Source organism: Streptomyces composti, assembly GCF_012034205.1.
Taxonomy (GTDB): Bacteria; Actinomycetota; Actinomycetes; order Streptomycetales; family Streptomycetaceae; genus Streptomyces; species Streptomyces composti.
In genome coordinates this window covers 123,310-149,106 of sequence record NZ_JAATEM010000012.1, presented here as the reverse complement: position 1 = coordinate 149,106, position 25,797 = coordinate 123,310, and the positions used below count along the sequence as shown (strand labels likewise).

Genomic DNA, 25,797 nt, shown 5'->3' with positions numbered 1-25,797 from the left:
GCAGACCGGAGCCCCGCGCTGCCTCACAATGGTGGGCATGCCGATATCCGGGACACCCAGCCGCAGCGAGCTCATCCAGCATCTGACCGCCACCCGTATCGCGGGCGAGGTGGCGACCCCGCGCGAGAACAACCTCTCCCACTACCGCAAGCTGGCCAACGGCGACCGCCACTACTGGCTGGGCCTGGAACTCGGCGACCGCTGGAGCGACGAGCAGGACGTGCTCGCGGTCATGGCGGAGCGGGCCGGCGTGAACGACGACCCCGGCCACCGGTACGGCCAGGACACCATCGACCCCGAGCTGACCGTCGCCGCGCTGGAGCGCATGGCCGGCCGGCTGCGCAAGGCGGCCGACAGCAGACAGCGGGTCCTGCTGGCCACCGGCCACCCGGGCGGGCTGCTGGACGTGCACCGGGCCACGGCCGCCGCGCTGCGTGCCGCCGGCTGCGAGATCGTGGTGATCCCGGACGGCCTGACCACGGACGAGGGCTATGTGATGCAGTTCGCGGACGTGGCGGTCCTGGAGCACGGCGCCACCCTCTGGCACACCCACTCCGGCGAGCCGATGAAGGCGATCCTGACCGCGCTGGAGCGCGAGGGGCGTCCGCTGCCGGACCTGGTCGTCGCCGACCACGGCTGGGCGGGCTACGCCGGGCAGCACGGCGTCGACTCGGTCGGCTACGCGGACTGCAACGACCCCGCCCTGTTCATCGCGGAGTCCGAGGGCACGGTCCAGGTGGTGGTCCCCCTCGACGACCACGTGGTCAGCCCCCGCTACTACGACCCGATGACGGCGTACCTGCTGGCCGAGGCCGGACTGGACGCCGAGTAGCCGGCAGGCTGCGCGCGGCACGGACACGGCACCGGCGCCGTGTCCGTCAGGCCGGCGCCGGGTCCGTCAGGCGCGCGGGACGCGGACCACGCCCTCCTGGATGACCGAGATGGCCAGCCGGCCGTCCTGGGTGTAGATGCGGGCCTGGCCGAGACCGCGCCCGCCGGAGGCGGACGGGGAGTGCTGGTCGTACAGCAGCCACTCGTCGGCGCGGAAGGGGCGGTGGAACCACATCGCGTGGTCCAGGGAGGCGCCCACCACGTCGCCGACCGCCCAGCCGCCGCGCCCGTGCGCCAGCAGCACCGAGTCCAGCAGGGTCATGTCGGAGACGTACGTGGCCAGCACCACGTGCAGCAGCGGGTCGTCGGCCAGCTTGCCGTTGGTGCGGAACCACACCTGCGAGTGCGGCTCGCGGGGCCGTCCGAAGTCGCCGTACGGGGGGTCGTCGACATGGCGCAGATCGACGGCGGCCCGTGACTCCAGGAACCGCTCCACCGTCTCGGCGGGCAGGTGGGGATACCCACGCAGCCGTTCCTCGCCGGTGGGCAGGGTGGCCGGGTCCGGCGCGTCGGGCATCGGCTCCTGGTGGTCCAGCCCCTCCTCGTACGTCTGGAAGGACGCCGAGAGATGGAAGATCGGCTTGCCGTGCTGGACCGCCACCACCCGGCGGGTGGTGAAGGAGCGGCCGTCCCTGATGCGGTCGACCGAGTAGACGATCGGCGCGCCGGGGTCGCCGGGACGCAGGAAGTACGCGTGCAGGGAGTGCGCGGGCCGGTCCTCGGGGACCGTGCGCCCGGCGGCGACCAGCGCCTGCGCGGCCACCTGGCCGCCGAAGACCCGGGGCACGACGGAGGACTGGGACCGGCCCCGGAAGATGTCCTCCTCGATCCGCTCGAGGTCGAGCAGATCGAGGAGGGACTGCAGTGCCTCGCTCATACGGTGCGGATCAGAGCCCCGGGGTGAGCCGAAGGACGGGTCACAGGCCCATGTCCTTGGCGATGATCGTCTTCATGATCTCGCTGGTGCCACCGTAGATGCGGTTGACGCGGTTGTCCGCGTACAGGCGGGCGATCGGGTACTCGTTCATGTAGCCGTAGCCGCCGTGCAGCTGGAGGCAGCGGTCGATCACGCGGTGGGCGACCTCGGTGCAGAAGAGCTTGGCGCTGGCGGCCTCGGCGGGGGTCAGCTCACCGGCGTCCAGGGCCTCCAGGGCGCGGTCGGCGACGGCCTGGGCGGCGTCCACCTCGGCCTGGCAGGCGGCCAGCTCGAACTTGGTGTTCTGGAAGTGGGCGACCGGCTTGCCGAAGACGGTGCGCTCCTGCACGTACTGCTTGGTGAAGCGGACCGCGGCGGCGGCCTGGGCGTAGGCGCCGTAGGCGATGCCCCAGCGCTCGGACGCCAGGTTGTGGCCGAGGTAGTAGAAGCCCTTGTTCTCCTCGCCGAGCAGGTCCTCGACGGGGACCTTGACGTCGACGAAGGCCAGCTCGGCGGTGTCGGAGACACGCAGGCCCAGCTTGTCCAGCTTGCGGCCGACCGAGTAGCCCTCGGACTTGGTGTCCACGGCGAACAGCGAGATGCCGTGGCGGCGGTCCTCGGCGGTGGGCGGCGCGGTGCGGGCGCAGACGATCACCTTGTCGGCGTGCACGCCGCCGGTGATGAAGGTCTTGGCGCCGTTGAGGACGTAGTGGGTGCCGTCCTCGCTGAGCTTGGCGGTGGTCTTCATGCCCGCGAGGTCGGAGCCGGTGCCCGGCTCGGTCATCGCGATGGCCCACATCTCCTCGCCGGTGACGAACTTCGGCAGGAAGCGCTTCTTCTGCTCGTCGGTGGCGAGCATCTTCAGGTAGGGCAGGGCGAGCAGCACATGCACGCCGGAGCCGCCGAACATCACGCCGGCGCGGGAGGTCTCCTCGTACAGGACGGCCTCGAACTTGTGGGTCTCCAGGCCCGCGCCGCCGTACTCCTCCGGCACGCTGATGCCGAATATGCCCAGCTCACCGAGCTTGTAGTAGAAGTCGCGCGGCGCCTGACCGGCCGCGAACCACTCGTCGTAGACCGGCACGACCTCGGCCTCGATGAAGGCGCGGATGGTCTCCCGGAACGCCTCGTGATCCTCGTTGAAAACCGTACGGCGCACTCCGCCACCTCCACGAACAGGGTCATGTCTAAGCGCTTGCTCAGACTTGAAGATACCGGCCGGTATCAACGGCCGTAAAGGGTGGGCACCCCGTAACGCTCGTCACGCCGGGGCGGAGCGCGGTCCGGACGTGGCGGCTCCGGCCGGCTCCCGGCCGCGGCGCCGGTCAGCCCTGGGCCGCCGCCGCGAAGGCGCCGCGGGCCATCCGGTGCAGCAGCTCGGCGGTCTTCGCCCGGCCGGGCAGGGAGCCCGGGCGGGCCAGATGCGGGGTGGAGTTGAGCAGCCCGAACACCGAGTGCACCGCCGACCGGGCGGCGGGCTCGGGCAGCCGCGGGTAGACCTCGCGGACCACCGACACCCACAGCTCCACGTACTGCCGCTGCAGCTGGCGCACCAGCTTGCGGTCGCTGTCCCGGAGGCGGTCCAGCTCGCGGTCGTGCAGGGTGATGAGGGGACGGTCGTCGAGCGCGAAGTCGATGTGCCCCTCGATCAGCGAGTCGAGGACCTCCTCGGGCGGCACCCCGTCGGCCTCCGCGAGCCGCCGCTTCGCCCCGGTCAGCAGCTGCCCGCTGATCCCGACCAGCAGCTCGGCGAGCATCGCGTCCTTGCCCGCGAAGTGCCGGTAGAGCCCGGGGCCGCTGATCCCGACCGCGGCACCTATCTCGTCCACCCCGACGCCGTGGAAGCCGCGCTCGGCGAACAGACGGGCGGCCTCCTTGAGGATCTGCTCGCGGCGGGTGGGGGCGTCGGTTCTGGTGGTCATGCAGATGATTCTAGACAGGGAGGTTAGCGGTCGTTAACCTGAAGGAAATGCGTTAACGCTCATTAACAAGGTGAGGGGACCGCAAGGATGCACGAGGCACCGGAGCTTCACAGCGCGGCCGATCCCGCGTCGGAGGCCTTTCGGGCCAACGAGGAGGCGCATCGCGCGCTCGTCGAGGAGCTGCGCGCCAAGCTGGCCGCGGCGGCGCTCGGCGGGGGCGAGAAGGCGCGGGCGCGGCACACCGCGCGGGGCAAGCTGCTCCCCCGCGACCGCGTGGACACCCTCCTGGACCCCGGCTCGCCCTTCCTGGAGCTCGCCCCGCTGGCCGCCGACGGGATGTACGACGGGCAGGCGCCGGCGGCCGGGGTGATCGCCGGCATCGGCCGGGTCAGCGGCCGGGAGTGCGTGATCGTCGCCAACGACGCCACGGTCAAGGGCGGCACGTACTACCCGATGACGGTCAAGAAGCATCTGCGCGCCCAGGAGGTGGCCCTCGACAACCGCCTCCCCTGCGTCTACCTCGTCGACTCCGGCGGCGCCTTCCTGCCGATGCAGGACGAGGTGTTCCCGGACCGGGACCACTTCGGGCGGATCTTCTACAACCAGGCCCGCATGTCCGGCGCCGGCATCCCGCAGATCGCGGCGGTGCTCGGCTCCTGCACGGCGGGCGGCGCCTATGTGCCGGCGATGAGCGACGAGGCGGTGATCGTGCGCAATCAGGGCACGATCTTCCTCGGCGGTCCCCCGCTGGTGAAGGCCGCCACCGGTGAGGTGGTGACGGCGGAGGAGCTGGGCGGCGGCGAGGTGCACTCGCGGATCTCCGGCGTGACCGACCACCTCGCGGAGGACGACGCGCACGCGCTGCGGATCGTGCGCACCATCGTCTCCACGCTGCCCGCCCGCAGGCAGCCGCCCTGGCACGTGGCGCCTGCCGTGGAGCCGAAGGTGGATCCGGCCGGGCTGTACGGGGTGGTGCCGGTGGACTCCCGCACCCCCTACGACGTGCGCGAGATCATCGCCCGGGTGGTGGACGGCTCCCGGTTCGCCGAGTTCAAGTCGGAGTACGGGCAGACCCTGGTGACCGGCTTCGCCCGGATCCACGGCCACCCGGTGGGGATCGTCGCCAACAACGGCATCCTGTTCTCCGAGTCCGCCCAGAAGGGCGCCCACTTCATCGAGCTGTGCGACCAGCGCGGCATCCCGCTGGTGTTCCTGCAGAACATCTCCGGCTTCATGGTCGGCAAGGACTACGAGGCGGGCGGCATCGCCAAGCACGGCGCCAAGATGGTCACCGCGGTCGCCTGCACCCGGGTGCCGAAGCTGACGGTGGTGGTCGGCGGCTCCTACGGCGCGGGCAACTACTCGATGTGCGGCCGGGCCTACTCCCCCCGCTTCCTGTGGATGTGGCCCAACGCCAAGATCTCGGTGATGGGCGGCGAGCAGGCCGCCTCGGTGCTCGCCACGGTCAAGCGGGACCAGTTGGAGGCACGCGGCGAGGAGTGGTCCGCGCAGGAGGAGGAGGCCTTCAAGGCCCCGATCCGCGCCCAGTACGAGCGCCAGGGGAACGCCTACTACGCGACGGCCCGCCTGTGGGACGACGGGGTCATCGACCCCCTCGACACCCGCCAGGTGCTGGGCCTGGCCCTGACCGCCTGCGCCAACGCGCCCCTGGGTGACCCCCAGTTCGGCGTCTTCCGGATGTGAGGGGACGGACGACGATGTTCGAGACAGTTCTGGTGGCCAACCGCGGCGAGATCGCCTGCCGCGTCATCCGCACCCTGCGGTCGATGGGCGTGCGCTCGGTGGCCGTCTTCTCCGACGCGGACGCGGACGCCCGGCACGTCCGTCAGGCCGACACGGCGGTGCGGATCGGACCGGCCCCGGCCGCCGAGAGCTACCTGTCCGCCGAGCGGCTGCTCGAGGCCGCCGCCCGCACCGGTGCCCAGGCCGTCCACCCCGGGTACGGCTTCCTCGCCGAGAACGCCGCCTTCGCCCGCGCCTGCGCGGACGCGGGCCTGGTCTTCATCGGTCCCCCGGCGGACGCCATCTCGCTGATGGGCGACAAGATCCGGGCCAAGGAGACGGTCGAGGCGGCCTCAGTGCCGGTCGTCCCCGGCTCCAGCGGGGCCGGGCTGACGGACGAGCAGCTCGTCGAGGCGGCCCGCGGGATCGGCATGCCGGTGCTGCTGAAGCCCTCCGCGGGCGGTGGCGGCAAGGGCATGCGCCTGGTGCGGGACGAGGCGAGGCTCGCGGACGAGATCGCCGCCGCCCGCCGGGAGGCCCGCGCCTCCTTCGGCGACGACACGCTGCTGGTCGAGCGGTGGATCGACCGCCCCCGGCACATCGAGATCCAGGTCCTCGCCGACGCCCACGGCAACGTCGTCCACCTGGGTGAACGCGAGTGCTCCCTGCAGCGCCGCCACCAGAAGATCATCGAGGAGGCGCCCAGTGTGCTGCTCGACGAGGCGACGCGCGCGGCGATGGGCGAGGCGGCCGTCCAGGCGGCCCGCTCCTGCGGCTACCGGGGCGCGGGCACGGTGGAGTTCATCGTCCCCGGCGGCGACCCGTCGTCCTACTACTTCATGGAGATGAACACCCGCCTGCAGGTGGAGCACCCGGTCACCGAGCTGATCACCGGCCTGGACCTGGTGGAGTGGCAGCTGCGGGTGGCCGCGGGCGAGCCGCTGGGCTTCGCCCAGGAGGACGTACGGCTCACCGGTCACGCGGTGGAGGCCCGGATCTGCGCCGAGGACCCGGCGCGCGGCTTCCTCCCCTCCGGCGGCACGGTCCTCAAGCTGCGCGAGCCGCAGGGCGACGGGGTGCGCACCGACTCCGGGCTCAGCGAGGGCACCGAGGTCGGCAGCCTCTACGACCCGATGCTCTCCAAGGTGATCGCGCACGGCCCCGACCGGGACACCGCGCTGCGCCGGCTGCGCGCCGCCCTCGCCGAGACGGTCACGCTGGGCGTGCAGACCAACGCCGGGTTCCTGCGGCGCCTGCTCGCGCACCCGGCGGTGGTCAGCGGCGACCTGGACACCGGCCTGGTGGAGCGCGAGGCGGACTCCCTGGTCGTCACCGGCGTCCCCGAGGAGGTCTACGAGGCCGCCGCGGCGGTGCGGCTCGACGCGCTGCGCCCGCGCGGCGACGGCTGGACCGACCCCTTCTCGGTGCCGAGCGGCTGGCGGATGGGCGGCCGGCACAAGCCGGTGACGTTCGAGCTGAAGGTCCAGGACCCGGTGTCCTACAGCCCGCGCGGTGAGGGGGTCGTCGAGGAGGACCGGGTGACGGTCGTACTGGACGGCGTCACCCACACCTTCCACCGCGCCGCCGACTGGCTGGGCCGGGACGGAGACGCCTGGCAGGTGCGCGATCACGACCCGGTGGCCGCGTCACTCAACCGGGCCGCGCACGCCGGTGCCGACTCGCTGACCGCGCCGATGCCCGGCACGGTGACGGTGGTGAAGGTCGCCGTCGGCGACCGGGTGGCCGCGGGCCAGAGCCTGCTGGTGGTGGAGGCGATGAAGATGGAGCACGTCATCTCCGCGCCGCATGCCGGCACGGTCACCGAACTCGACGTGACGCCCGGCACCACGGTCGCCATGGACCAGGTCCTGGCGGTCATCGCTCCCGACGAGGACGCGGAGGAGGCGCAGTCATGACCACCGGCACCAGCTCGCTCGGCCTGCCGATGACCGTACCCGCGGAGGGCCTGCCCGGACGGGTGCGGATCTACGAGGTCGGCGCGCGCGACGGCCTGCAGAACGAGAAGGCGGTCGTCCCGGTCGAGGTGAAGGCGGAGTTCATCCGCCGCCTGGCCGCGACGGGCCTGGGCACCATCGAGGCCACCAGCTTCGTCCACCCCAAGTGGGTGCCCCAGCTGGCCGACGCCGAGCAGCTCTACCCGGAGGTGGCGGATCTGCCGGTGGAGCTGCCGGTGCTGGTCCCCAACGAGCGCGGCCTGGACCGGGCGCTGGCGCTCGGCGCCCGCCGGGTCGCGGTGTTCGCCAGCGCCACCGAGTCCTTCGCCAAGGCCAACCTCAACCGCACGGTGGACGAGGCGCTGGCCATGTTCGAGCCGGTGGTGGCGCGGGCCAAGGCACAGCAGGTCGGCGTGCGCGGCTATCTGTCGATGTGCTTCGGCGACCCCTGGGAGGGCCCGGTCCCGGTCCCCCAGGTGGTGAAGGTCTGCCGGGCGCTGCTCGACATGGGCTGCGACGAGCTGAGCCTGGGCGACACCATCGGCGTGGCCACGCCGGGCCATGTGCAGGCACTGCTGACCGCGCTGCGGGAGGCCGGGGTGCCGGTCTCCGTCATCGGCGTCCACTTCCACGACACCTACGGCCAGGCCCTGTCCAACACCCTGACCGCCCTCCAGCAGGGAGTCACCACCGTGGACTCCTCCGCGGGCGGCCTCGGCGGCTGCCCGTACGCGAAGTCCGCCACCGGAAACCTCGCCACCGAAGACCTCGTGTGGATGCTGCAGGGCCTCGGCATCGACACCGGGGTCGATCTCGGCCGTCTGGTCGCCACCAGCGTCTGGATGGCCGCGCACCTGGGCCGACCCAGCCCGTCCCGCACCGTACGAGCCCTCTCCCACCAGGAGCAGTGAACGACCATGGACCACAAGCTCTCCCCCGAACTGGAAGAACTCCGCCGTACGGTCGAGGAGTTCGCGCACGACGTGGTGGCGCCGAAGATAGGTGACTTCTACGAGCGTCATGAGTTCCCGTACGAGATCGTGCGGGAGATGGGCCGCATGGGGCTGTTCGGTCTGCCGTTCCCGGAGGAGTACGGCGGCATGGGCGGCGACTACTTCGCGCTCGGGGTGGCCCTGGAGGAGCTGGCCAGGGTCGACTCCTCGGTGGCCATCACCCTGGAGGCCGGTGTCTCGCTCGGCGCCATGCCGATCCATCTCTTCGGCACCGAGGAGCAGAAGCGCGAGTGGCTGCCGCGCCTGTGCTCGGGCGAGATCCTGGGCGCCTTCGGCCTGACCGAGCCGGACGGCGGCAGCGACGCCGGCGCCACCCGGACCACGGCCCGCCTGGACGAGTCGACCGGCGAGTGGGTCATCAACGGCACCAAGTGCTTCATCACCAACTCCGGCACGGACATCACCGGCCTGGTGACGGTCACGGCGGTCACCGGCCGCAAGCCCGACGGCAAGCCGGAGATCTCGGCGATCATCGTCCCGTCCGGCACCCCCGGCTTCACCGTGGCCGCCCCCTACTCCAAGGTCGGCTGGAACGCCTCCGACACCCGGGAGCTGTCCTTCCAGGACGTCCGCGTCCCCGAGGCGAACCTGCTCGGTGTCCAGGGCCGCGGCTACGCCCAGTTCCTGCGCATCCTCGACGAGGGCCGCATCGCCATCGCGGCGCTGGCGACGGGTCTGGCGCAGGGCTGCGTCGACGAGTCGGTGAAGTACGCCAAGGAGCGCCACGCCTTCGGCCGCCCGATCGGCGCCAATCAGGCGATCCAGTTCAAGATCGCCGACATGGAGATGAAGGCCCACACCGCCCGCCTCGCCTGGCGCGACGCGGCCAGCCGCCTGGTGACCGGCGAGCCCTTCAAGAAGGAGGCGGCACTGGCGAAGCTCTACTCCTCCACCATCGCCGTCGACAACGCCCGCGACGCCACCCAGATCCACGGCGGTTACGGCTTCATGAACGAGTACCCGGTCGCCCGCATGTGGCGCGACTCCAAGATCCTGGAGATCGGCGAGGGCACCAGCGAGGTCCAGCGCATGCTGATCGCCCGCGAACTGGGGCTGGCGGGCTGAGTCTCCGGGTCCGCGGGGCCCGACATGTCTGCTGGGTGCGGGTCCGCACCGGGTGAGCCCGGCGCGGACCCGCCGTGCATGCGCCCGGGCACCGGTGCCGTCCGACGCGGTGTGCCGGGTCGCCCCTCCAGGTGACCGGGATCACCGTCGATCGGGCTGGACGCCCTCTGGGACGGGAGCTGAGGTTAGGCTAGCCTAAGCGTGTTTCCACCAGGGGGGATCGGCGTGCATCCGCCGGCTCCGTACGCACGAAAGCAGACCACCCATGTCGAATGCCAGAACCGCCCGCTTCTCCCGTCGCGGACTGCTCGCCGCCGGTGGCGCCCTCGGACTCGGTGCCGTGCTCACGGCCTGCGGAGACGACAAGAAGGACAGCGGATCGGGCTCGAAGGGCGAGGCCAAGTCCGGCCCCTGGAGCTACAAGGACGATCGCGGCAAGACCGTGAAGCTCGACAAGGTGCCCGCGAACATCGTGGCGTTCACCGGTGTCGCCGCCGCCCTGTACGACTACGGCATCGAGGTCAAGGGCGTCTTCGGCCCGACCAAGACCAAGGACGGCAAGGCCGATGTCCAGGCCGGCGACATGGACATCAGCAAGGTGACCATCCTGGGCAACGTCTGGGACCAGTTCAACGTGGAGAAGTACGCGGCCCTCGCGCCCGACGTCCTGATCTCCACCACCTTCGACAGCGCCGGCACCCTCTGGTACGTCCCCGAGAAGTCCAAGGACAAGATCGCCAAGCTGGCGCCGAGCGTCGCCATCTCCGTCTACGACCGTCAGCTCACCAAGCCGCTGCAGCGCATGTGGGAGCTGGCCGAGTCGCTGGGCGCCGACATGAAGGCCGCGAAGGTCGTCGAGGCGAAGAAGCGCTTCGAGGAGGCCTCCGAGCGGCTGCGCAAGGCCGCCAAGGCCAACCCGGACATCAAGGTGATGGCCGGTTCCGCGAGCCAGGAGCTGTTCTACGTCTCCGGCTCCAACCTCTCCGTCGACCTGGAGTACTTCAAGTCCCTCGGCGTGAACTTCGTCGAGCCGTCCGAGGAGGCCAAGAAGGACACCGGCGGCTGGTTCGAGAGCCTGAGCTGGGAGAACATCGACAAGTACGAGGCCGACATCATCATGATGGACGACCGTACGTCGGCGATCCAGCCGAAGGACATCACCGAGGCGACCTGGAAGAAGCTGCCCGCGGTCAAGGCCGGCCAGGTCATCCCGCGTTCCGCCGAGCCGATCCTCTCGTACGGCAAGTGCGTGCCGCTGGTGGAGAACCTCGCCGCCGCCCTCGAGAAGGCCAAGAAGGTCAGCTGAGCCGGGTCCGGCAACCGCCGGGGTACGGAAACGGACGACGGACCGGCCGCGCGGTGACCCGCGGCCGGCTGCCCGCCGTTCCGCATGACCCCGGCGCGGGACCCTACCCACGATCCTCCGCAGGAGGTCCGCATGACCACCGCCGTGGCAAGTCCGTTCCGGTTCTTCGACCTGCAGGTGCTGCGCACCCGGCGGCTCACGCCGTCGCTGCTCCGGGTCACCTTCGGCGGGCCCGAGCTGCGCGCATTCCGTTCGCAGGGGCTCGATCAGTCGCTGTCGCTGTTCCTGCCCCATCCCGGGCAGGAACAGCCCGTCGTCCCGGTCGAGCTGGGCGACGGCTGGTGGCAGGCCTGGCGTGAACTGCCCGACGACGTACGGGCGGTGATGCGGTCCTACACCCTGCGCGGGCTGCGCACGGACGCCGTGGGACGGACCACGGAGATCGACATCGACTTCGTGCTGCACGGGGTCGAGGGCGGGGGCGGGTCCGCGGCCGGCCCCGCCTCCCGCTGGGCGGCGCGGGCCGCGGCGGGCGACCGGGTGCTGCTGCTCGGCCCCGCCGTGGCCGACAACCGTGCCATCCGTTTCCGTCCGCCCGAGGGCACCGATCTGATCCTGCTGTGGGCCGACGAGACGGCCCTGCCCGCCACCGCCGCCGTGCTCGAGGCGCTGCCCGCCGGAACTGCGGTCCGGGCCTGGCTGGAGGTGCCGCACTCGGGGGACGTGCAGGATCTGACGACCGCGGCCCCGGCCGAGATCACCTGGTTCGTGCGGGACGGGTACGGCGCGCCCCCGGACGTCCCCATGGCCCTGGACAGCATCCGCGGCGACCAGCTCCCGCCCGCCGCGCGGCCGTATGTGTGGATCGCGGGCGAGTCGTCGGGGGTGAAGGCGCTGCGGCGGCACTTCGTCGGCGAACGCGGCTTCGACCGGCAGTGCGTCACCTTCGTGGGCTACTGGCGGCGCGGGCTCTCCGAGGAGCAGCTGCGCGAACGGGGCGAATAAACCGGTGAGTTGACCGCCCGTCACCCGCTGTGGGCGTGAGGACGGTCACGATTCGGGAGCCGGTGCGGCAGGGAGACTGAGGTTAGGCTAACCTAAGTCCAGCCGCGCGTCACGCACGACGACTCCGCTCTCCCTCCCGCACCGGACCGCCCCCGGAGGACCCGCCCATGCGCTCGCACCTGCTCAACGACACCAACGCGGAGCACTACCGCCGCTCCGTGATCGAAGGAGTCGAGCGGGTGGCCGGGAAACTCGCCACCATTGGACGCCCGTTCACCGGCGTCCGGGTGGACGACCTGGCCCCGCTGATCGACGCGGTCGATCTCGACAAGCCCCTGGGCGACAGCACCGCCGCGCTGGACGAGCTGGAGGACCTCTACCTCCGGGACGCCGTCTACTTCCACCACCCGCGCTACCTCGCCCACCTCAACTGCCCGGTGGTCATCCCGGCCGTGCTCGGCGAGGCCGTGCTCTCCGCCGTCAACTCCTCCCTGGACACCTGGGACCAGTCGGCCGGCGGAACCCTCATCGAGCGCAAGCTCATCGACTGGACGGCCGCCCGCATCGGCCTGGGACACGCCGCCGACGGCGTGTTCACCTCCGGCGGCACCCAGTCCAACCTCCAGGCGCTGCTGCTCGCCCGCGAGGAGGCCAAGACCGACTCGCTCGCCAGGCTGCGGATCTTCGCCTCCGAGGTCAGCCACTTCAGCGTGAAGAAGTCCGCGAAACTGCTCGGCCTCGCACCCGACGCCGTCGTCCCGGTCCCGGTCGACCACGACAAGCGCCTGCAGACCGTCGCCCTCGCCCGCGAGCTGGAGCGCTGCAAGGAGTCCGGCCTGGTCCCCATGGCCGTGGTCGCCACCGCGGGCACCACGGACTTCGGCTCCATCGACCCGTTGCCGGAGATCGCGGAGCTGTGCGAGCAGTTCGGCACCTGGATGCACGTGGACGCCGCCTACGGCTGCGGACTGCTCGCCTCGCTGAAGTACCGGGACCGCATCGCCGGCATCGAGCGCGCCGACTCGGTCACCGTCGACTACCACAAGTCCTTCTTCCAGCCGGTGAGTTCCTCCGCCGTACTGGTGCGGGACGCCGCCACGCTGCGGCACGCCACCTACCACGCCGACTACCTCAACCCGCGGCGCGCGGTGGCCGAGCGCATCCCCAACCAGGTCGACAAGTCCCTGCAGACCACCCGCCGCTTCGACGCCCTGAAGCTGTGGATGACGCTGCGCGTGATGGGCGCCGACGGCATCGGGCGGCTCTTCGACGAGGTGTGCGACCTCGCCGCCGAGGGTTTCCGGATGCTCGCCGCCGACCCGCGCTTCGACGTGGTCGTGGAGCCGAGCCTGTCCACGCTGGTCTTCCGCTACATCCCGGCGGCCGTCACCGGCCCGTCGGAGATCGACCGCGCCAACCTCTACGCCCGCAAGGCCCTGTTCGCCTCCGGCGACGCGGTGGTCGCGGGCACCAAGGTGGCCGGACGCCACTACCTGAAGTTCACCCTGCTCAACCCCGAGACCACCACGGCCGACATCGCGGCCGTTCTCGAACTGATCGCCGGCCACGCCGAGCAGTACCTGGGAGAGACCCTTGACCGCGCTTGCTGACACCACGACGAGGACCTACGACTTCGTGGGGATCGGGCTCGGGCCCTTCAACCTCGGCCTGGCCTGCCTGACCGAGCCCATCGCCGAACTCGACGGCGTCTTCCTGGAGTCCAAGCCGGACTTCGAGTGGCACTCCGGGATGTTCCTGGACGGCGCCCATCTGCAGACGCCGTTCATGTCGGACCTGGTCACCCTCGCCGACCCGACGTCCCCCTTCTCCTTCCTCAACTACCTGAAGGAGAAGGGCAGGCTCTACTCGTTCTACATCCGGGAGAACTTCTACCCGCTGCGCGTCGAGTACGACGACTACTGCCGGTGGGCCGCGAGCAGACTGAGCACCGTCCGGTTCGGCACCACCGTCACCGAGGTCACCTACGACGGCGAGGCGTACCTGGTGCGCACCGACACCCATGAGACCTATCGCGCCCGCCACCTCGTCCTCGGCACCGGCACCTCACCGCACATCCCGGAGGCCTGCCGGGGCCTGGGCGGCGACTTCATCCACAACTCCCGCTACACGCAGCACAAGGAGCAGCTCCAGCGGAAGAAGTCGATCACCCTGGTGGGCAGCGGCCAGTCCGCCGCCGAGATCTACTACGACCTGCTCGGCGAGATCGACGTCCACGGCTACCAGCTGAACTGGGTGACCCGCTCCCCGCGCTTCTTCCCGCTGGAGTACACCAAGCTCACGCTGGAGATGACGTCCCCGGAGTACATCGACTACTACCACGCCCTGCCGGAGCAGACCCGCTACCGCCTGATGGCCCAGCAGAAGGGCCTGTTCAAGGGCATCGACGGCGACCTGATCAACGAGATCTTCGACCTGCTGTACCAGAAGAACCTCGGCGGCCCGGTGCCGACCCGGCTGCTCACCAACTCCGCCCTCACCGGCGCCCGCCACGAGAACGGCACCTACACCCTCACCTTCCACCAGGAGGAGCAGGACAAGGAGTTCGAGATCGAGTCCGAGGGGCTGATCCTCGCCACCGGCTACCACTACGTCGAGCCGGCGTTCCTCGCACCGGTGCGCGACCGGCTGCGCTACGACGCGCAGGGCAACTTCGACGTCGCCCGCAACTACGCCATCGACGTCACCGGCCGGGGGATCTTCCTGCAGAACGGCGGGGTGCACACCCACAGCATCACCAGCCCCGACCTGGGCATGGGCGCCTACCGCAACTCGTACATCATCCGTGAGCTGCTCGGCACCGAGTACTACCCGGTCGAGAAGTCCATCGCGTTCCAGGAGTTCGCCGTATGACCTTCACGTTCCGTCCCGTAGACCCGCTGAAGGACGCGGAACTGCTGCACGCGTGGGTGACCCACCCCAAGGCCGCCTTCTGGATGATGCAGGACGCCAGGCTGGAGGACGTCGAGCGCGAGTACATGAAGATCGCCGCCGACGAGCACCACCACGCGTACCTGGGCCTGCACCAGGACGGCACGCCCGCCTTCCTGATGGAGAAGTACGACCCCGCGCACCGGGAGCTGGTCGGGCTCTACGAGCCGCAGCCCGGCGACATCGGCATGCACTTCCTCACCCCGCCGACCGACAGGCCGGTGCACGGCTTCACCCGGTCCGTCATCACCGCCGTGATGACGCACCTCTTCGAGGACCCGGCCGTGCGGCGGGTCGTGGTCGAGCCGGACGTGGCGAACACGGCCGTGCACGCACTGAACGAGGCGGTCGGGTTCGTGCCCGAGCGCGAGATACAGAAGCCGGAGAAGCGGGCCTTGCTGAGTTTCTGCACCCGGGAGCAGTTCCTCACGGCGACGGGAGCCGCCGCGTGAACCTCGCCGACGCCATCGCCCATCTGACCCCCGAGCACTGGGAGCGGGCGAGCCGCCTGCTCATCCGCAAGGCACTCGCCGAGTTCGCGCACGAGCGGCTGATCGAGCCGGAGCCGGCCGGCGACGGCGGCTACGTCGTCCGCTCCGACGACGGGCTGACCGAGTACCGCTTCACCGCCGTCCGTCGCGCCCTCGACCACTGGCAGGTGGACGCCGCCTCCATCACCCGGCACCGGGACGGGGCCGAGCTGCCGCTCGCGGCCCTGGACTTCTTCACCGAGCTGCAGAAGTCCCTCGGCCTGAGCGACGAGGTGCTCCCGGTCTACCTGGAGGAGATCTCCTCCACCCTCTCCGGCACCTGCTACAAGCTCACCAAACCGCCCGTCACCGCCGCCGAGCTGGCCCGCGCCGACTTCCAGACGGTCGAGTCGTCGATGACCGAGGGCCACCCCTGCTTCGTCGCCAACAACGGACGGCTCGGCTTCGGCGCCCACGAGTACCTGGCCTACGCGCCCGAGGCGGCCGGCCCGGTGCGGCTGGTGTGGCTGGCCGCGCACCGCTCGCGGGCCGCGTTCACGGCCGGTGCGGGCATCGAGTACGAGTCCTTCGTACGGGGCGAGCTGGGCGACGGCACCGTGGAGCGCTTCCACGGCGTGCTGCGCGGCCAGGGACTCGACCCGGCCGACTACCTGTTCATCCCGGTCCACCCCTGGCAGTGGTGGAACAAGCTCACCGTCACCTTCGCCGCCGAGGTGGCCAGGAAGCACCTGGTGCTGCTGGGCGAGGGCGACGACGAGTATCTGGCCCAGCAGTCCATCCGCACCTTCTTCAACCGCTCCGCCCCGCACAAGCACTACGTCAAGACCGCCCTGTCGGTGCTCAACATGGGTTTCATGCGCGGCCTGTCCGCCGCCTATATGGAGGCCACTCCGGCGATCAACGACTGGCTGGCGCAGCTGATCGAGCGGGACGAGGTGCTGCGCTCCACCGGCCTGTCGATCATCCGGGAACGGGCCGCCGTCGGCTACCGGCATCTGGAGTACGAGCGGGCCACCGACCGCTACTCGCCCTACCGCAAGATGCTGGCGGCGCTGTGGCGGGAGAGCCCCGTGCCCTCCCTGCATGAGGGCGAGCAACTGGCCACCATGGCCGCGCTGGTGCACGTGGACCACCAGGGGGCGTCCGTGGCCGGCGCCCTGATCGAGCGGTCGGGCCTCGCCCCCGCCGAGTGGCTGCGCCGCTATCTGCACGCCTACTACGTCCCGCTGCTGCACAGCTTCTACGCCTACGACCTGGTGTTCATGCCGCACGGCGAGAACGTGATCCTGGTGCTGAAGGACGGCGTGGTGCAGCGGGCGGTCTACAAGGACATCGCCGAGGAGATCGCGGTGATGGACCCGGAGGCGGTGCTGCCGCCCGGGGTCTCCCGCATCCGGGTGGAGGTCCCCGAGGACAAGAAGCTGCTGTCCGTCTTCACGGACGTCTTCGACTGCTTCTTCCGCTTCCTCGCCGCCAACCTCGCCACCGAGGGCGTCCTGGACGAGGACACCTTCTGGCGCACGGTCGCCGAGGTCACCCGCGAGTACCAGGAGTCCAGGCCGGAGCTGGCGGAGAAGTTCGCGCAGTACGACATGTTCGCCTCTGAGTTCGCGCTGTCCTGCCTCAACCGGCTGCAGCTGCGCAACAACAAGCAGATGGTCGATCTCGCGGACCCCTCGGGCGCCCTCCAGCTGGTCGGCACACTGCGGAACCCGATCGCCGGGTTCTGACCCGCCGCCCGCGAACGACGCCCGCGACGCGCGCCCGCAGGGGGACGGGCCCGCGGACTGCGGGCGCCGCAGCGGGCGGACGGGCCCGTGGAGGGGGGACGGGCCCGTGGAGGGGGGCGGGCCCGCGGACGGACGGGCACCCCGGAGTACGGTCCTCCGGGGTGCCCGTCAGCGCGTTCCCGCGTGGCCCGGCGTCAACAGGGCTGCCGCCCGGGGACGGTTCAGCCGCTGGTGTCCGGCCAGGGCACCTGGGGCGAGCGGTAATAGCCGATGCCGAGGGCCTCCCACCGGGGTGCCTGGGCGGCCAGCCGCTCGCGGTAGTCCGCCCAGTCGTGGGTGGCGGCCGGCGACCAGCCCAGCTCGGCGACGCCGGGCAGCCTCGGGAAGGCCATGAACTCCAGGTGCCCGGAGTTCTCCAGCGTCTCCGTCCACAGCGGTGCCTCGACGCCGCGGATCGCGGAGGCGGGGGCGCCGGGCAGATAGGCGGCCGGGTCCCAGTCGTAGGAACGCTGCACCTCGACATGGCCGGCCCAGGACAGGCCGAGCGGGGTGTTCTTGTCGTACTTCATGTCGAGGTAGATCCGGTCGGCGGGCGAGAGGATCAGCCCGGTGCCGTTGCGCGCGGCGGCGGCCACGCGTTCCTTCTCCGCGTCGCCGGTGCGGTCCAGGCCCCAGTACTGGACGAGCGCGCCGGGCGCCGGGGTGGCCCCGGTGAGCTGGTGCCAGCCGATGACGGTCTTGCCGTACTTGGCGACGACCGGCTGCACGCGGTTCATGAACGTCACGTAGTCCTCGTGCGGGGTGGCGTGCGCCTCGTCGCCGCCGATGTGCAGATAGCGGCCCGGGGTGAGCGCGGCCACCTCGCGGATCACGTCGTCGACGAAGTCGTAGGTGATCTCCTTGCCGACGCACAGCGAGCTGAAGCCGACCTCGGTGCCCGTGTACAGCGGGGGTGCCACGCCGTCGCAGTTGAGCGGGGCGTAGGACGCGAGGGCGGCGTTGGTGTGGCCCGGCATGTCGATCTCGGGCACGACCTCCAGGTGGCGGGAGGCGGCGTAGCGGACGATCTCCTTGTAGTCGGCCTTGGTGTAGTAGCCGCCGGGGCCGCCGCCGACCTCGGTGGAGCCGCCGTAGGTGGCCAGGCGCGGCCAGGAGTCGACGGCGATGCGCCAGCCCTGGTCGTCGCTGAGGTGCAGGTGCAGCTTGTTGAGCTTGTAGAGGGAGATCTGGTCGATGTAGCGCTTGACCTCGGCGACGGAGAAGAAGTGCCGGGAGACGTCCAGCATGGCGCCGCGCCAGCGGAAGCGCGGGCGGTCCTCGATGGTGCCGCCGGCGACCAGCCAGGGGCCGGGCTGCACGGTGTCCCTCTCCACGGCCGGAGGCAGCAGCTGACGGAGCGTCTGCACGCCGTGGAACAGCCCGGCGGGCCGCGCGGCGGTGATGGTGACGCCGGAGCGCCCGCTGCGCAGGCGGTACCCCTCCTCGCCGAAGGGCCCCTTGGCCAGGCGGAGCTGGATGCCGCCGTGGCCGCGGGTGGTGACCGGGAGCCGGTAGCCGGTGGAGGGCCGCAGGACCTCGGCGAGGTACTGGCCGACGGAGCGGGCCGCGCGCGAGCCGTCGGTGCGGATGTGGGTGCCGCGGGTGATGCGGTAGGGGGAGCCGCCCGGCTGCACCGAGGCGGGGGCCGGGACGACGCGGTCGAGCGGGACGGGGGCGGGGGTCCGGTTCCCGGCGGCGGGGGCGGCCCCGGTGACCGAGGCGCCGAGGGCCGTGGCGAGCAGCAGGGAACCGAGAAGGCGGAACGTTCTGTGGTGCGGTCGTACACAGCGTTCTCTCACAACCGTGTCCCTTCCGTGCGCAGTTGCGCTCAAAGAGGTCTGGACCACCCTCTCGCGAGTCTGGTGGAACAATCCAGACCATGGCGGAAATCATCCAGAGGGACGGCACCTGGACCTTCGACGGCGATGCACTCCGGCTGACCCCCGGACGGGACAAGAGCGTCGGTCTGCTGCGCAGGACCCTGGGCGAACTGGTGGTGCCGCTGGGCGCGTTGGCGGGGATCTCGTTCGAGCACGGCAAGAAGTCGGGGCGGCTGAGGCTGCGGCTGCGCGACGGCGCCGACCCGCTGCTGCTGGCGACCGGCGGCCGGCTCACCGAGCCGCACGACCCGTACCAGCTGGTGGTGGACTCCGACCGCTACGGCGTCGCCGAGTACTTCGTGGACGAGGTGCGCAACGCCCTGCTCCTGGACGAGGTTCCGTCGGGGCCGGTGGACTCCTATCTGCTGCCGGGCCCCTCCGTGCCGCTGTCCGTCTCCGCCGGGGACGGCACGGTGAGCTTCGACGGGGAGCGGGTCCGCCTGGAGTGGAACTGGAAGACGGAGGACGCCAAGGCCGCCGCGGGCACCCGCACCCTGGCGCTTGCGGACATCACCTCCGTGGAGTGGCAGCCGGCCGCCGGCCTGGAGAACGGCCATCTGCGCTTCCAGGTGCGGGGCGCCGCGACCGAGGCGCCCGCCAAGTACGACCCGAACGCGGTGGAGCTGTGGGGCTTCAAGAAGGACCCGCTGATGGCGCTGGTCGCCGCCGCCGTCCAGGCCCGCCTGCCCCACCCGAAGTCGGCCGGAGGGGCCCACAGCCTCCCCCGGGCCCGGGAGACCCCGGCTCCGGCCGCCGCCGGCCCGTCCCCCGCTCCCGTGCCCGTCCAGGTGGCCGAGGACGATCACGACGCCCTGCTCCGCCGCCTGCGTGAGCTGGGCGAACTGCACCGTTCCGGGGTGCTCACCGACGAGGAGTTCTCCCTGGCCAAGCAGGCGATCCTGAAGCGCATGTAGCAGGATCGCCACAGCCCTGCCCGATATCGGGCAGAATTCTTGCGTCAGAACCCCCGGTACTCCAGGATCATCGAGTGCACGACGAACTTGTCGATCACCTGACGCGCTCCACGCCCCTCAGCCGGGGCGAGGCGCTGCGGGTGATCCAGGACGTGCTCGCCTACTTCGACGAGACGACCGAGGAGTACGTCCGTCGCCGCCACCGCGAGCTCCAGGCCCAGGGCCTGGTGAACGCGGCGATCTTCGAACGGATCTCGGCGGACCTCAGATATCGCGCGGTGGCGCCGCCGGAGCTCTCGCTCCGGCAGCTGCGGCGCATCGTCTACGGCTAGGAAACCACCCATATGTGCGGAATCGTCGGATACATCGGCAGGCGTGAGGTCGCTCCCCTGCTGCTCGAGGGACTGCAGCGCCTGGAGTACCGGGGCTACGACTCGGCGGGCATCGTCGTGACGTCCCCGAAGACGGCCGGCCTGAAGATGGTCAAGGCCAAGGGCCGGGTGCGCGACCTGGAGGCCAAGGTCCCCGCCCGCTTCAAGGGCACGGTGGGCATCGCCCACACCCGCTGGGCCACCCACGGCGCCCCCTCCGACGTCAACGCCCACCCCCACCTGGACGCCGAGGGCAAGGTCGCCGTCGTCCACAACGGCATCATCGACAACGCCGCCGACCTGCGCCGCAAGCTGGAGGCGGACGGCGTGGAGTTCCTCTCCGAGACGGACACCGAGGTGATCGTCCACCTCATCGCCCGCTCGCAGGCGGAGAAGCTGGAGGACAAGGTCCGCGAGACCGTGCGCCTGATCGACGGCACCTACGGCATCGCGGTGGTGCACGCCGACTTCCCCGACCGCATCGTGGTGGCCCGCAACGGCTCCCCGGTGGTGCTCGGCATCGGCGAGAAGGAGATGTTCGTCGCCTCGGACATCGCCGCGCTGGTCGCCCACACCCGCCAGATCGTCACCCTGGACGACGGCGAGATGGCCACCCTCAAGGCGGACGACTTCCGCACCTACACCACCGAGGGCACCCGCACCACGGCCGAGCCCACCACCGTGGAGTGGGAGGCCGCCTCCTACGACATGGGCGGCCACGACACCTACATGCACAAGGAGATCCACGAGCAGGCCGACGCCGTGGACCGGGTGCTGCGCGGCCGGATCGACGACCGCTTCTCCACCGTGCACCTCGGCGGCCTCAACCTGGACGCCCGCGAGGCCCGCCGGATCCGCCGGGTGAAGATCCTGGGCTGCGGCACCTCGTACCACGCGGGCATGATCGGCGCCCAGATGATCGAGGAGCTGGCCCGCATCCCCGCCGACGCCGAGCCGGCCTCGGAGTTCCGCTACCGCAACGCGGTCGTGGACCCCGACACCCTCTACGTCGCGGTCTCCCAGTCGGGTGAGACCTACGACGTGCTGGCGGCGGTGCAGGAGCTGAAGCGCAAGGGCGCCCGAGTCCTCGGCGTGGTCAACGTGGTGGGCTCCGCGATCGCCCGCGAGGCGGACGGCGGCATCTACGTCCACGCAGGACCGGAGGTCTGCGTGGTCTCCACCAAGTGCTTCACCAACACCTGCGTCGCCTTCGCCCTGCTCGCCCTGCACCTCGGCCGCACCCGCGACCTCTCGGTCCGCGACGGCAAGCGGATCATCGAGGGCCTGCGCAGGCTCCCCGAGCAGATCGCGGAGATGCTCAAGCAGGAGGAGGAGATCAAGCAGCTGGCGCTGAAGTACGCCGAGGCCCGCTCGATGCTCTTCATCGGCCGGGTCCGCGGCTACCCGGTGGCCCGCGAGGCGTCCCTGAAGCTCAAGGAGGTCTCGTACATCCACGCCGAGGCCTACCCCGCCTCCGAGCTCAAGCACGGCCCGCTGGCCCTGATCGAGCCGGCTCTGCCGACGGTCGCCATCGTCCCCGACGACGACCTGCTGGAGAAGAACCGCGCCGCGATGGAGGAGATCAAGGCCCGCAGCGGCCAGATCCTCGCGGTGGCGCACCAGGAGGAGACCAAGGCCGACCACACCATCGTGGTGCCGAAGAACGAGGACGAGCTGGACCCCATCCTGATGGGCATCCCGCTGCAGCTCCTCGCCTACCACACGGCCCTGGCCCTGGGCCGGGACATCGACAAGCCCCGCAACCTCGCCAAGTCGGTGACGGTGGAGTAGGACCCGCACGGCCGGCCGAGCAGAACCCTGACGACCAGGGCCGAGGCCGAGCAGGACCCGCCGGAACGTCCGAACGGACCCCAGGTGTGCCACCCACACACCGGGGTCCGTTCTCGTGCGCCGGGAGCCGCCCAACTCCCGGCCGCCGACAGGCGTTCACGCGGCTAGCCGGTGGCCGTCACTCCCCGGCCCGCGCGCCGCGGAAGCACCGTCGGCCAGTGCGCGTACGCGGCCGTCGCCGCGTACCAGGCGACCGCCCCCGCCACGACGGCGAACCAGCCGCCCACCTTCGCCAGGCCGTCGTTGCCCGCGAACGAGGCGACCGCCATCAGGACCAGCGCGACCAGGAACAACCCGTAGGTGCCCTTGGCGAGTTGGTCGCCCGGTGCAGCGGTGAGGGTCAGCGCCACCAGCGCGAACAGCAGCAGGAACAGGCCCGTGGCGTTGGCGGACGCCGGCTCGGCGACCGCCCAGGTGAACCACAGGGCGCCGAGGACCGTGTACGCCGTTCCGGAGACCGAGTCACGGTCGCGGAAGGCGAACAGCCCCACGAGGAACAGTGCGACACCGCCCACGTACTGGGCGATGGATCCGGCATCGGCCGCGGTCACGCCGTTGATGACCTCGGTGGTCCCGAGCCCGAAGGCCAGCAGGGTGATGCCCAGGGCGAGTCGGCCGACCACGGTGGTGATTCCGCTTCCCGCGGAGACGTCGTTGTCCACGGCGGGCTCCCTTCGTGCATGTGCAGTTGTGCGGTGAGCGATATATGCCCTTCACAAGGGCACAAACACCTCTACGCGCCAGTAGGTTCACACATCCGCGGAAGGAGCTTACGGGTTCCCAGATCTCAACCCGCCCGGGACGACGAGAAGTTACGGAATCACAACGACGGGGCGCTGCGCCCGCTTGGCGAGCCGCCCGGCCACCGAGCCGAAGATGCGGCCCACGAGGCCGTGCGTGGAGCCCACCACGATCGCGTCGGCCTCGTACTCCCGGCCGACCTCTTCCAGTTCGTGACAGATGTCGCCGCCGCGCTCGACCAGGATCCAGGGCACCTCGGCGAGGTAGTCGGCGCAGGCCAGTTCCAGGCCCAGCACCTCCGTGCGGTGATCCGGGACGTCCACGAAGACCGGCGGCTCACAGCCGGCCCACACCGTGGTCGGCAGCCGGTTGGCGACATGGACGATGATCAGTCCGGAACCGGAGCGCCGCGCCATGCCGATCGCATAGGCGAGGGCCCGCTCACTGGAGGTGGAGCCGTCGAAGCCGACGACCACTCCGTGCCGGAAGGCGGGATCACAGGAGTGGCGTGACTGTTCCGCCGCCAGAGGATCGGCCGCCGTCGGGTCGGCGACCGGCCGCTTGCGGTCCGCTGGTTCGAAGAATTCGTGACCGGCCATGGCTGTCTCGGCGTTGTGATCCTTTTATGGGGGACGACAGTGTGCGGCGGAGCTGTGTCCGGGAATGGTCTTCCCAACCCCATACCCCCAAGGGTACGGCGGCACGCCTCCTGAGCCCAGATCCCGTACACACTGGCAGCGGGTTTCCCGGAGCATGCACGAGCCGGTGCCCGTAACGCAATGGTTGCTGCGTTGTACAGGCGGTTTGCACAGGATTCAACATTTCCTCTGCTCTCCGGGCCCGTCCGGCTGCTTTCCCGGTTGCCGCGGCGGGAAACGCGGGGATCGCGCAGTGACCGAGAGCGGCACCGCGCGTTGAACACCGTGAGCCACGCCACAGGGAGCACGCCATGCCCGGAACCGGTCCCGCCCCGGAGGCGGACCGCGCGATCACCGACGTGGTCCGCTGGGCGGCCTTCAGCTGTCTGCTCGTCCCCGTCGTCCTGCTGTGGTGCGGCTCCTCCCTGGCCGGCGCCACCGGCGTGGCCCTGGGTCTGGCCGCCGTCACCGGCGCCTGTCACGTCCTGATCCGCCGGTCCGCCCAGGCCGCCGCCCGGCCGTTCACGGGCGGCGCGTCCGCCGGATCGCCCCCGCCGCAGAGGTCGCCCCGGACCGGTGCACCGCAGCGCGGCCGGCGCCGCCGCGCGCCGGTGACCGCCCTCCGTAGCCGGGGCGGCACCCACCGGAGCGGGCGGCGCGGCGGAGATACACCGGTCGGCTGACCGGTTTCCATGCCCTCGGACGCATGTTTTCAGCCAACTTCCGGTTCCTGTGCATCACCGCCCCAGGCCGCCCGGTAACCCGCATCCGACCTGCACGGAAAGGGTCGCACGGGGTCTGCGCACCCTACGGGGTTTGGCCACTGCGACGAGGCGCACTTCCCTGCGCCCTCCCCTAGTGCAACGCTTCGTGATCGAATGCTTCACGCCAAGTTGCCAAGTCGACAATGCGCCGGGTGCCGAACCAGCCACCCGGGCACGACCGGACACAGTAGATTCGATCTTGACTGTAACGGCGGGGGACTCGTGCAAAACCGAGGGGAAACGTGCAGGAGCGACACGACCGAGGAGCCGCGACCACCGAGGGGGGCTTAGCAGCATGAGCCACGACTCCACTGCCGCGCCGGAGAACGCGGCCCGGAAACTCGCCGGGCGCCGCCGCAAGGAGATCGTCGCGGTGCTGCTGTTCAGCGGCGGCCCCATTTTCGAGAGTTCCATACCTTTGTCGGTGTTCGGGGTTGACCGCCAGGACGCCGGCGTGCCGCGCTACCGACTGCTGGTGTGCGGAGGCGAGGACGGCCCGCTGCGGACCACAGGGGGCCTGGAACTCACCGCGCCACACGGCCTGGAGGCGATCTCCCGTGCGGGCACGGTCGTCGTACCGGCCTGGCGCTCGATCACCTCACCGCCACCGGAGGAGGCGCTGGAGGCGCTGCGCCGCGCCCACGAGGAGGGCGCCCGCATCGTCGGGCTGTGCACCGGCGCCTTCGTCCTCGCGGCGGCGGGACTGCTGGACGGCCGTCCGGCGACGACCCACTGGATGTACGCACCGACGCTGGCGAAACGCTACCCGTCGGTGCACGTCGATCCCCGCGAACTCTTCGTGGACGACGGCGACGTGCTCACCTCCGCGGGCACGGCTGCCGGGATCGATCTGTGCCTGCACATCGTGCGCACCGACCACGGCAACGAGGCGGCCGGAGCGCTCGCCCGCCGCCTGGTGGTGCCGCCGCGCCGGAGCGGAGGCCAGGAACGCTACCTGGACCGCTCTTTACCGGAGGAGATCGGCGCCGACCCGCTCGCCGAGGTCGTCGCCTGGGCGCTGGAGCACCTCCACGAGCAGTTCGACGTGGAGACGCTGGCGGCCCGTGCGTACATGAGCCGCCGTACGTTCGACCGCCGCTTCCGCTCGCTGACCGGCAGCGCCCCGCTGCAGTGGCTGATCACCCAGCGGGTGCTGCAGGCGCAGCGGCTGCTCGAGACGTCGGACTACTCGGTCGACGAGGTCGCGGGACGCTGCGGCTTCCGCTCACCGGTGGCGCTGCGCGGACACTTCCGGCGGCAGCTGGGCTCCTCCCCGGCCGCCTACCGGGCCGCCTACCGGGCGCGCCGCCCGCAGGGCGAGCGGAACCAGGACGGCGACGGCGGCGCACAGAACAAGCAGGGCGGTCCTGCCGCTCCGGAACAGCAGCAGCCTCCGGCCCGGCCGCAGGCACCGCTGCACCCGGAGAGCCAGGTGCCGCACCAGTCCCGGCGCTCGGCCGGCGCCGCGCTGGGCCTGACGGCCGCGGGCAGCGTCCCGGGCCAGCGCAGCGCACCGTGAGCCGGCCGCCACGGTGAGCCACGACGGGCCGGGGACCGCGAGGCCCCCGGCCCCTCCCGTGTGCCGTCACCCACCACCGCGGGGCACCGGAGCG

General features: G+C 71.1%; 22 protein-coding genes. 16 read left to right on the top strand and 6 right to left on the bottom strand.

Annotation, left to right across the window (positions count from 1 at the left end):
* Positions 1-37 precede the first annotated feature (37 nt).
* On the top strand, positions 38-832 hold the full coding sequence (locus HCJ93_RS12105) for a phosphatase (protein ID WP_167994080.1): 795 nt from the start codon (positions 38-40) through the stop codon (positions 830-832).
* A 66-nt stretch (positions 833-898) separates the two neighbouring features.
* On the opposite strand, the gene tesB is transcribed toward HCJ93_RS12105, so the two are convergent.
* From tesB to HCJ93_RS12090, 3 genes are all read right to left on the bottom strand, one after another.
* Positions 899-1,768: an acyl-CoA thioesterase II gene (gene tesB / locus HCJ93_RS12100; protein ID WP_167994078.1), complete on the bottom strand. Its 870-nt coding sequence runs from the start codon at positions 1,766-1,768 to the stop codon at positions 899-901.
* A 40-nt stretch (positions 1,769-1,808) separates the two neighbouring features.
* Positions 1,809-2,966 (bottom strand): acyl-CoA dehydrogenase family protein, encoded by a 1,158-nt coding sequence (locus HCJ93_RS12095; protein ID WP_167994076.1) that lies wholly within the window; start codon positions 2,964-2,966, stop codon positions 1,809-1,811.
* 166 nt (positions 2,967-3,132) lie between these two features.
* The gene (locus HCJ93_RS12090; RefSeq protein ID WP_167994074.1) at positions 3,133-3,729 is read right to left on the bottom strand and encodes an SACE_7040 family transcriptional regulator; all 597 of its coding nucleotides are present in this window, start codon (positions 3,727-3,729) and stop codon (positions 3,133-3,135) included.
* Positions 3,730-3,816: 87 nt separating this feature from the next.
* Between HCJ93_RS12090 and HCJ93_RS12085 the strand changes: the two genes are divergently transcribed.
* The 10 genes from HCJ93_RS12085 (at position 3,817) to HCJ93_RS12040 (ending at position 16,986) form a co-directional block, all read left to right on the top strand.
* Positions 3,817-5,433 carry a carboxyl transferase domain-containing protein gene (locus HCJ93_RS12085; protein ID WP_167994072.1) on the top strand — a complete coding sequence of 539 codons (1,617 nt, stop codon included), beginning with the start codon at positions 3,817-3,819 and terminating at the stop codon, positions 5,431-5,433.
* Between the two features lie 14 nt (positions 5,434-5,447).
* Entirely contained in the window at positions 5,448-7,388 is a 1,941-nt protein-coding gene (locus tag HCJ93_RS12080; protein ID WP_167994070.1) for an acetyl-CoA carboxylase biotin carboxylase subunit, read from the top strand.
* On the top strand, positions 7,385-8,338 hold the full coding sequence (locus HCJ93_RS12075) for a hydroxymethylglutaryl-CoA lyase (protein WP_167994068.1): 954 nt from the start codon (positions 7,385-7,387) through the stop codon (positions 8,336-8,338). Before HCJ93_RS12080 ends, HCJ93_RS12075 begins: the two co-directional genes overlap by 4 nt.
* Positions 8,339-8,344: 6 nt before the next feature.
* Positions 8,345-9,505 (top strand): acyl-CoA dehydrogenase family protein, encoded by a 1,161-nt coding sequence (locus tag HCJ93_RS12070; RefSeq protein WP_167994066.1) that lies wholly within the window; start codon positions 8,345-8,347, stop codon positions 9,503-9,505.
* A 265-nt stretch (positions 9,506-9,770) separates the two neighbouring features.
* Entirely contained in the window at positions 9,771-10,811 is a 1,041-nt protein-coding gene (locus HCJ93_RS12065) for an ABC transporter substrate-binding protein (protein ID WP_167994064.1), read from the top strand.
* A gap of 132 nt (positions 10,812-10,943) precedes the next feature.
* Positions 10,944-11,816: a siderophore-interacting protein gene (locus HCJ93_RS12060; protein WP_167994062.1), complete on the top strand. Its 873-nt coding sequence runs from the start codon at positions 10,944-10,946 to the stop codon at positions 11,814-11,816.
* Between the two features lie 167 nt (positions 11,817-11,983).
* On the top strand, positions 11,984-13,426 hold the full coding sequence (gene desA, locus HCJ93_RS12055; protein ID WP_167994061.1) for a lysine decarboxylase DesA: 1,443 nt from the start codon (positions 11,984-11,986) through the stop codon (positions 13,424-13,426).
* Positions 13,410-14,687, top strand: coding sequence for a lysine N(6)-hydroxylase/L-ornithine N(5)-oxygenase family protein (locus HCJ93_RS12050; protein WP_206317272.1), 1,278 nt, complete (start codon positions 13,410-13,412; stop codon positions 14,685-14,687). The genes desA and HCJ93_RS12050 overlap by 17 nt, the downstream gene beginning before the upstream one ends.
* Entirely contained in the window at positions 14,684-15,217 is a 534-nt protein-coding gene (locus HCJ93_RS12045; protein WP_167994059.1) for a GNAT family N-acetyltransferase, read from the top strand. Before HCJ93_RS12050 ends, HCJ93_RS12045 begins: the two co-directional genes overlap by 4 nt.
* Entirely contained in the window at positions 15,214-16,986 is a 1,773-nt protein-coding gene (locus HCJ93_RS12040) for an IucA/IucC family protein (RefSeq protein ID WP_167994057.1), read from the top strand. Before HCJ93_RS12045 ends, HCJ93_RS12040 begins: the two co-directional genes overlap by 4 nt.
* A gap of 221 nt (positions 16,987-17,207) precedes the next feature.
* Here the strand turns inward: HCJ93_RS12040 and HCJ93_RS12035 are convergent, their stop codons facing one another.
* Positions 17,208-18,824 carry a beta-N-acetylhexosaminidase gene (locus tag HCJ93_RS12035; RefSeq protein ID WP_167994055.1) on the bottom strand — a complete coding sequence of 539 codons (1,617 nt, stop codon included), beginning with the start codon at positions 18,822-18,824 and terminating at the stop codon, positions 17,208-17,210.
* Between the two features lie 80 nt (positions 18,825-18,904).
* Here HCJ93_RS12035 and HCJ93_RS12030 point away from each other — a divergent pair, with 80 nt between their 5' ends.
* The 3 genes from HCJ93_RS12030 (at position 18,905) to glmS (ending at position 21,981) form a co-directional block, all read left to right on the top strand.
* Complete coding sequence (locus tag HCJ93_RS12030; protein WP_167994053.1) at positions 18,905-19,819, top strand: DUF4429 domain-containing protein; 915 nt, start codon at positions 18,905-18,907, stop codon at positions 19,817-19,819.
* 74 nt (positions 19,820-19,893) lie between these two features.
* Positions 19,894-20,151, top strand: coding sequence for a hypothetical protein (locus tag HCJ93_RS12025; RefSeq protein ID WP_167994051.1), 258 nt, complete (start codon positions 19,894-19,896; stop codon positions 20,149-20,151).
* A gap of 12 nt (positions 20,152-20,163) precedes the next feature.
* Positions 20,164-21,981, top strand: coding sequence for a glutamine--fructose-6-phosphate transaminase (isomerizing) (gene glmS, locus HCJ93_RS12020; RefSeq protein ID WP_167994049.1), 1,818 nt, complete (start codon positions 20,164-20,166; stop codon positions 21,979-21,981).
* Positions 21,982-22,145: 164 nt separating this feature from the next.
* Here glmS and HCJ93_RS12015 read toward each other — a convergent pair whose 3' ends face one another.
* Entirely contained in the window at positions 22,146-22,703 is a 558-nt protein-coding gene (locus HCJ93_RS12015; RefSeq protein ID WP_167994047.1) for a GPR1/FUN34/YaaH family transporter, read from the bottom strand.
* Positions 22,704-22,853: 150 nt separating this feature from the next.
* Complete coding sequence (locus HCJ93_RS12010; RefSeq protein WP_167994045.1) at positions 22,854-23,381, bottom strand: universal stress protein; 528 nt, start codon at positions 23,379-23,381, stop codon at positions 22,854-22,856.
* Positions 23,382-23,731: 350 nt separating this feature from the next.
* Here HCJ93_RS12010 and HCJ93_RS12005 point away from each other — a divergent pair, with 350 nt between their 5' ends.
* Both HCJ93_RS12005 and HCJ93_RS12000 read left to right on the top strand, forming a co-directional pair.
* Entirely contained in the window at positions 23,732-24,103 is a 372-nt protein-coding gene (locus HCJ93_RS12005) for a hypothetical protein (RefSeq protein ID WP_167994043.1), read from the top strand.
* A gap of 376 nt (positions 24,104-24,479) precedes the next feature.
* Positions 24,480-25,703 carry a helix-turn-helix domain-containing protein gene (locus HCJ93_RS12000; protein ID WP_167994041.1) on the top strand — a complete coding sequence of 408 codons (1,224 nt, stop codon included), beginning with the start codon at positions 24,480-24,482 and terminating at the stop codon, positions 25,701-25,703.
* Positions 25,704-25,797: the final 94 nt, after the last annotated feature.

Bases quoted from the DNA above. Each gene is read 5' to 3' on its own strand.
- HCJ93_RS12105 (WP_167994080.1), top strand. From the start codon at position 38: ATGCCGATATCCGGGACACCCAGCCGCAGCGAGCTCATCCAGCATCTG.
- tesB (WP_167994078.1), bottom strand. From the start codon at position 1,768: ATGAGCGAGGCACTGCAGTCCCTCCTCGATCTGCTCGACCTCGAGCGG.
- HCJ93_RS12090 (WP_167994074.1), bottom strand. From the start codon at position 3,729: ATGACCACCAGAACCGACGCCCCCACCCGCCGCGAGCAGATCCTCAAG.
- HCJ93_RS12085 (WP_167994072.1), top strand. From the start codon at position 3,817: ATGCACGAGGCACCGGAGCTTCACAGCGCGGCCGATCCCGCGTCGGAG.
- HCJ93_RS12080 (WP_167994070.1), top strand. From the start codon at position 5,448: ATGTTCGAGACAGTTCTGGTGGCCAACCGCGGCGAGATCGCCTGCCGC.
- HCJ93_RS12075 (WP_167994068.1), top strand. From the start codon at position 7,385: ATGACCACCGGCACCAGCTCGCTCGGCCTGCCGATGACCGTACCCGCG.
- HCJ93_RS12070 (WP_167994066.1), top strand. From the start codon at position 8,345: ATGGACCACAAGCTCTCCCCCGAACTGGAAGAACTCCGCCGTACGGTC.
- HCJ93_RS12065 (WP_167994064.1), top strand. From the start codon at position 9,771: ATGTCGAATGCCAGAACCGCCCGCTTCTCCCGTCGCGGACTGCTCGCC.
- HCJ93_RS12060 (WP_167994062.1), top strand. From the start codon at position 10,944: ATGACCACCGCCGTGGCAAGTCCGTTCCGGTTCTTCGACCTGCAGGTG.
- desA (WP_167994061.1), top strand. From the start codon at position 11,984: ATGCGCTCGCACCTGCTCAACGACACCAACGCGGAGCACTACCGCCGC.
- HCJ93_RS12045 (WP_167994059.1), top strand. From the start codon at position 14,684: ATGACCTTCACGTTCCGTCCCGTAGACCCGCTGAAGGACGCGGAACTG.
- HCJ93_RS12030 (WP_167994053.1), top strand. From the start codon at position 18,905: ATGGCGGAAATCATCCAGAGGGACGGCACCTGGACCTTCGACGGCGAT.
- glmS (WP_167994049.1), top strand. From the start codon at position 20,164: ATGTGCGGAATCGTCGGATACATCGGCAGGCGTGAGGTCGCTCCCCTG.
- HCJ93_RS12010 (WP_167994045.1), bottom strand. From the start codon at position 23,381: ATGGCCGGTCACGAATTCTTCGAACCAGCGGACCGCAAGCGGCCGGTC.
- HCJ93_RS12005 (WP_167994043.1), top strand. From the start codon at position 23,732: ATGCCCGGAACCGGTCCCGCCCCGGAGGCGGACCGCGCGATCACCGAC.
- HCJ93_RS12000 (WP_167994041.1), top strand. From the start codon at position 24,480: ATGAGCCACGACTCCACTGCCGCGCCGGAGAACGCGGCCCGGAAACTC.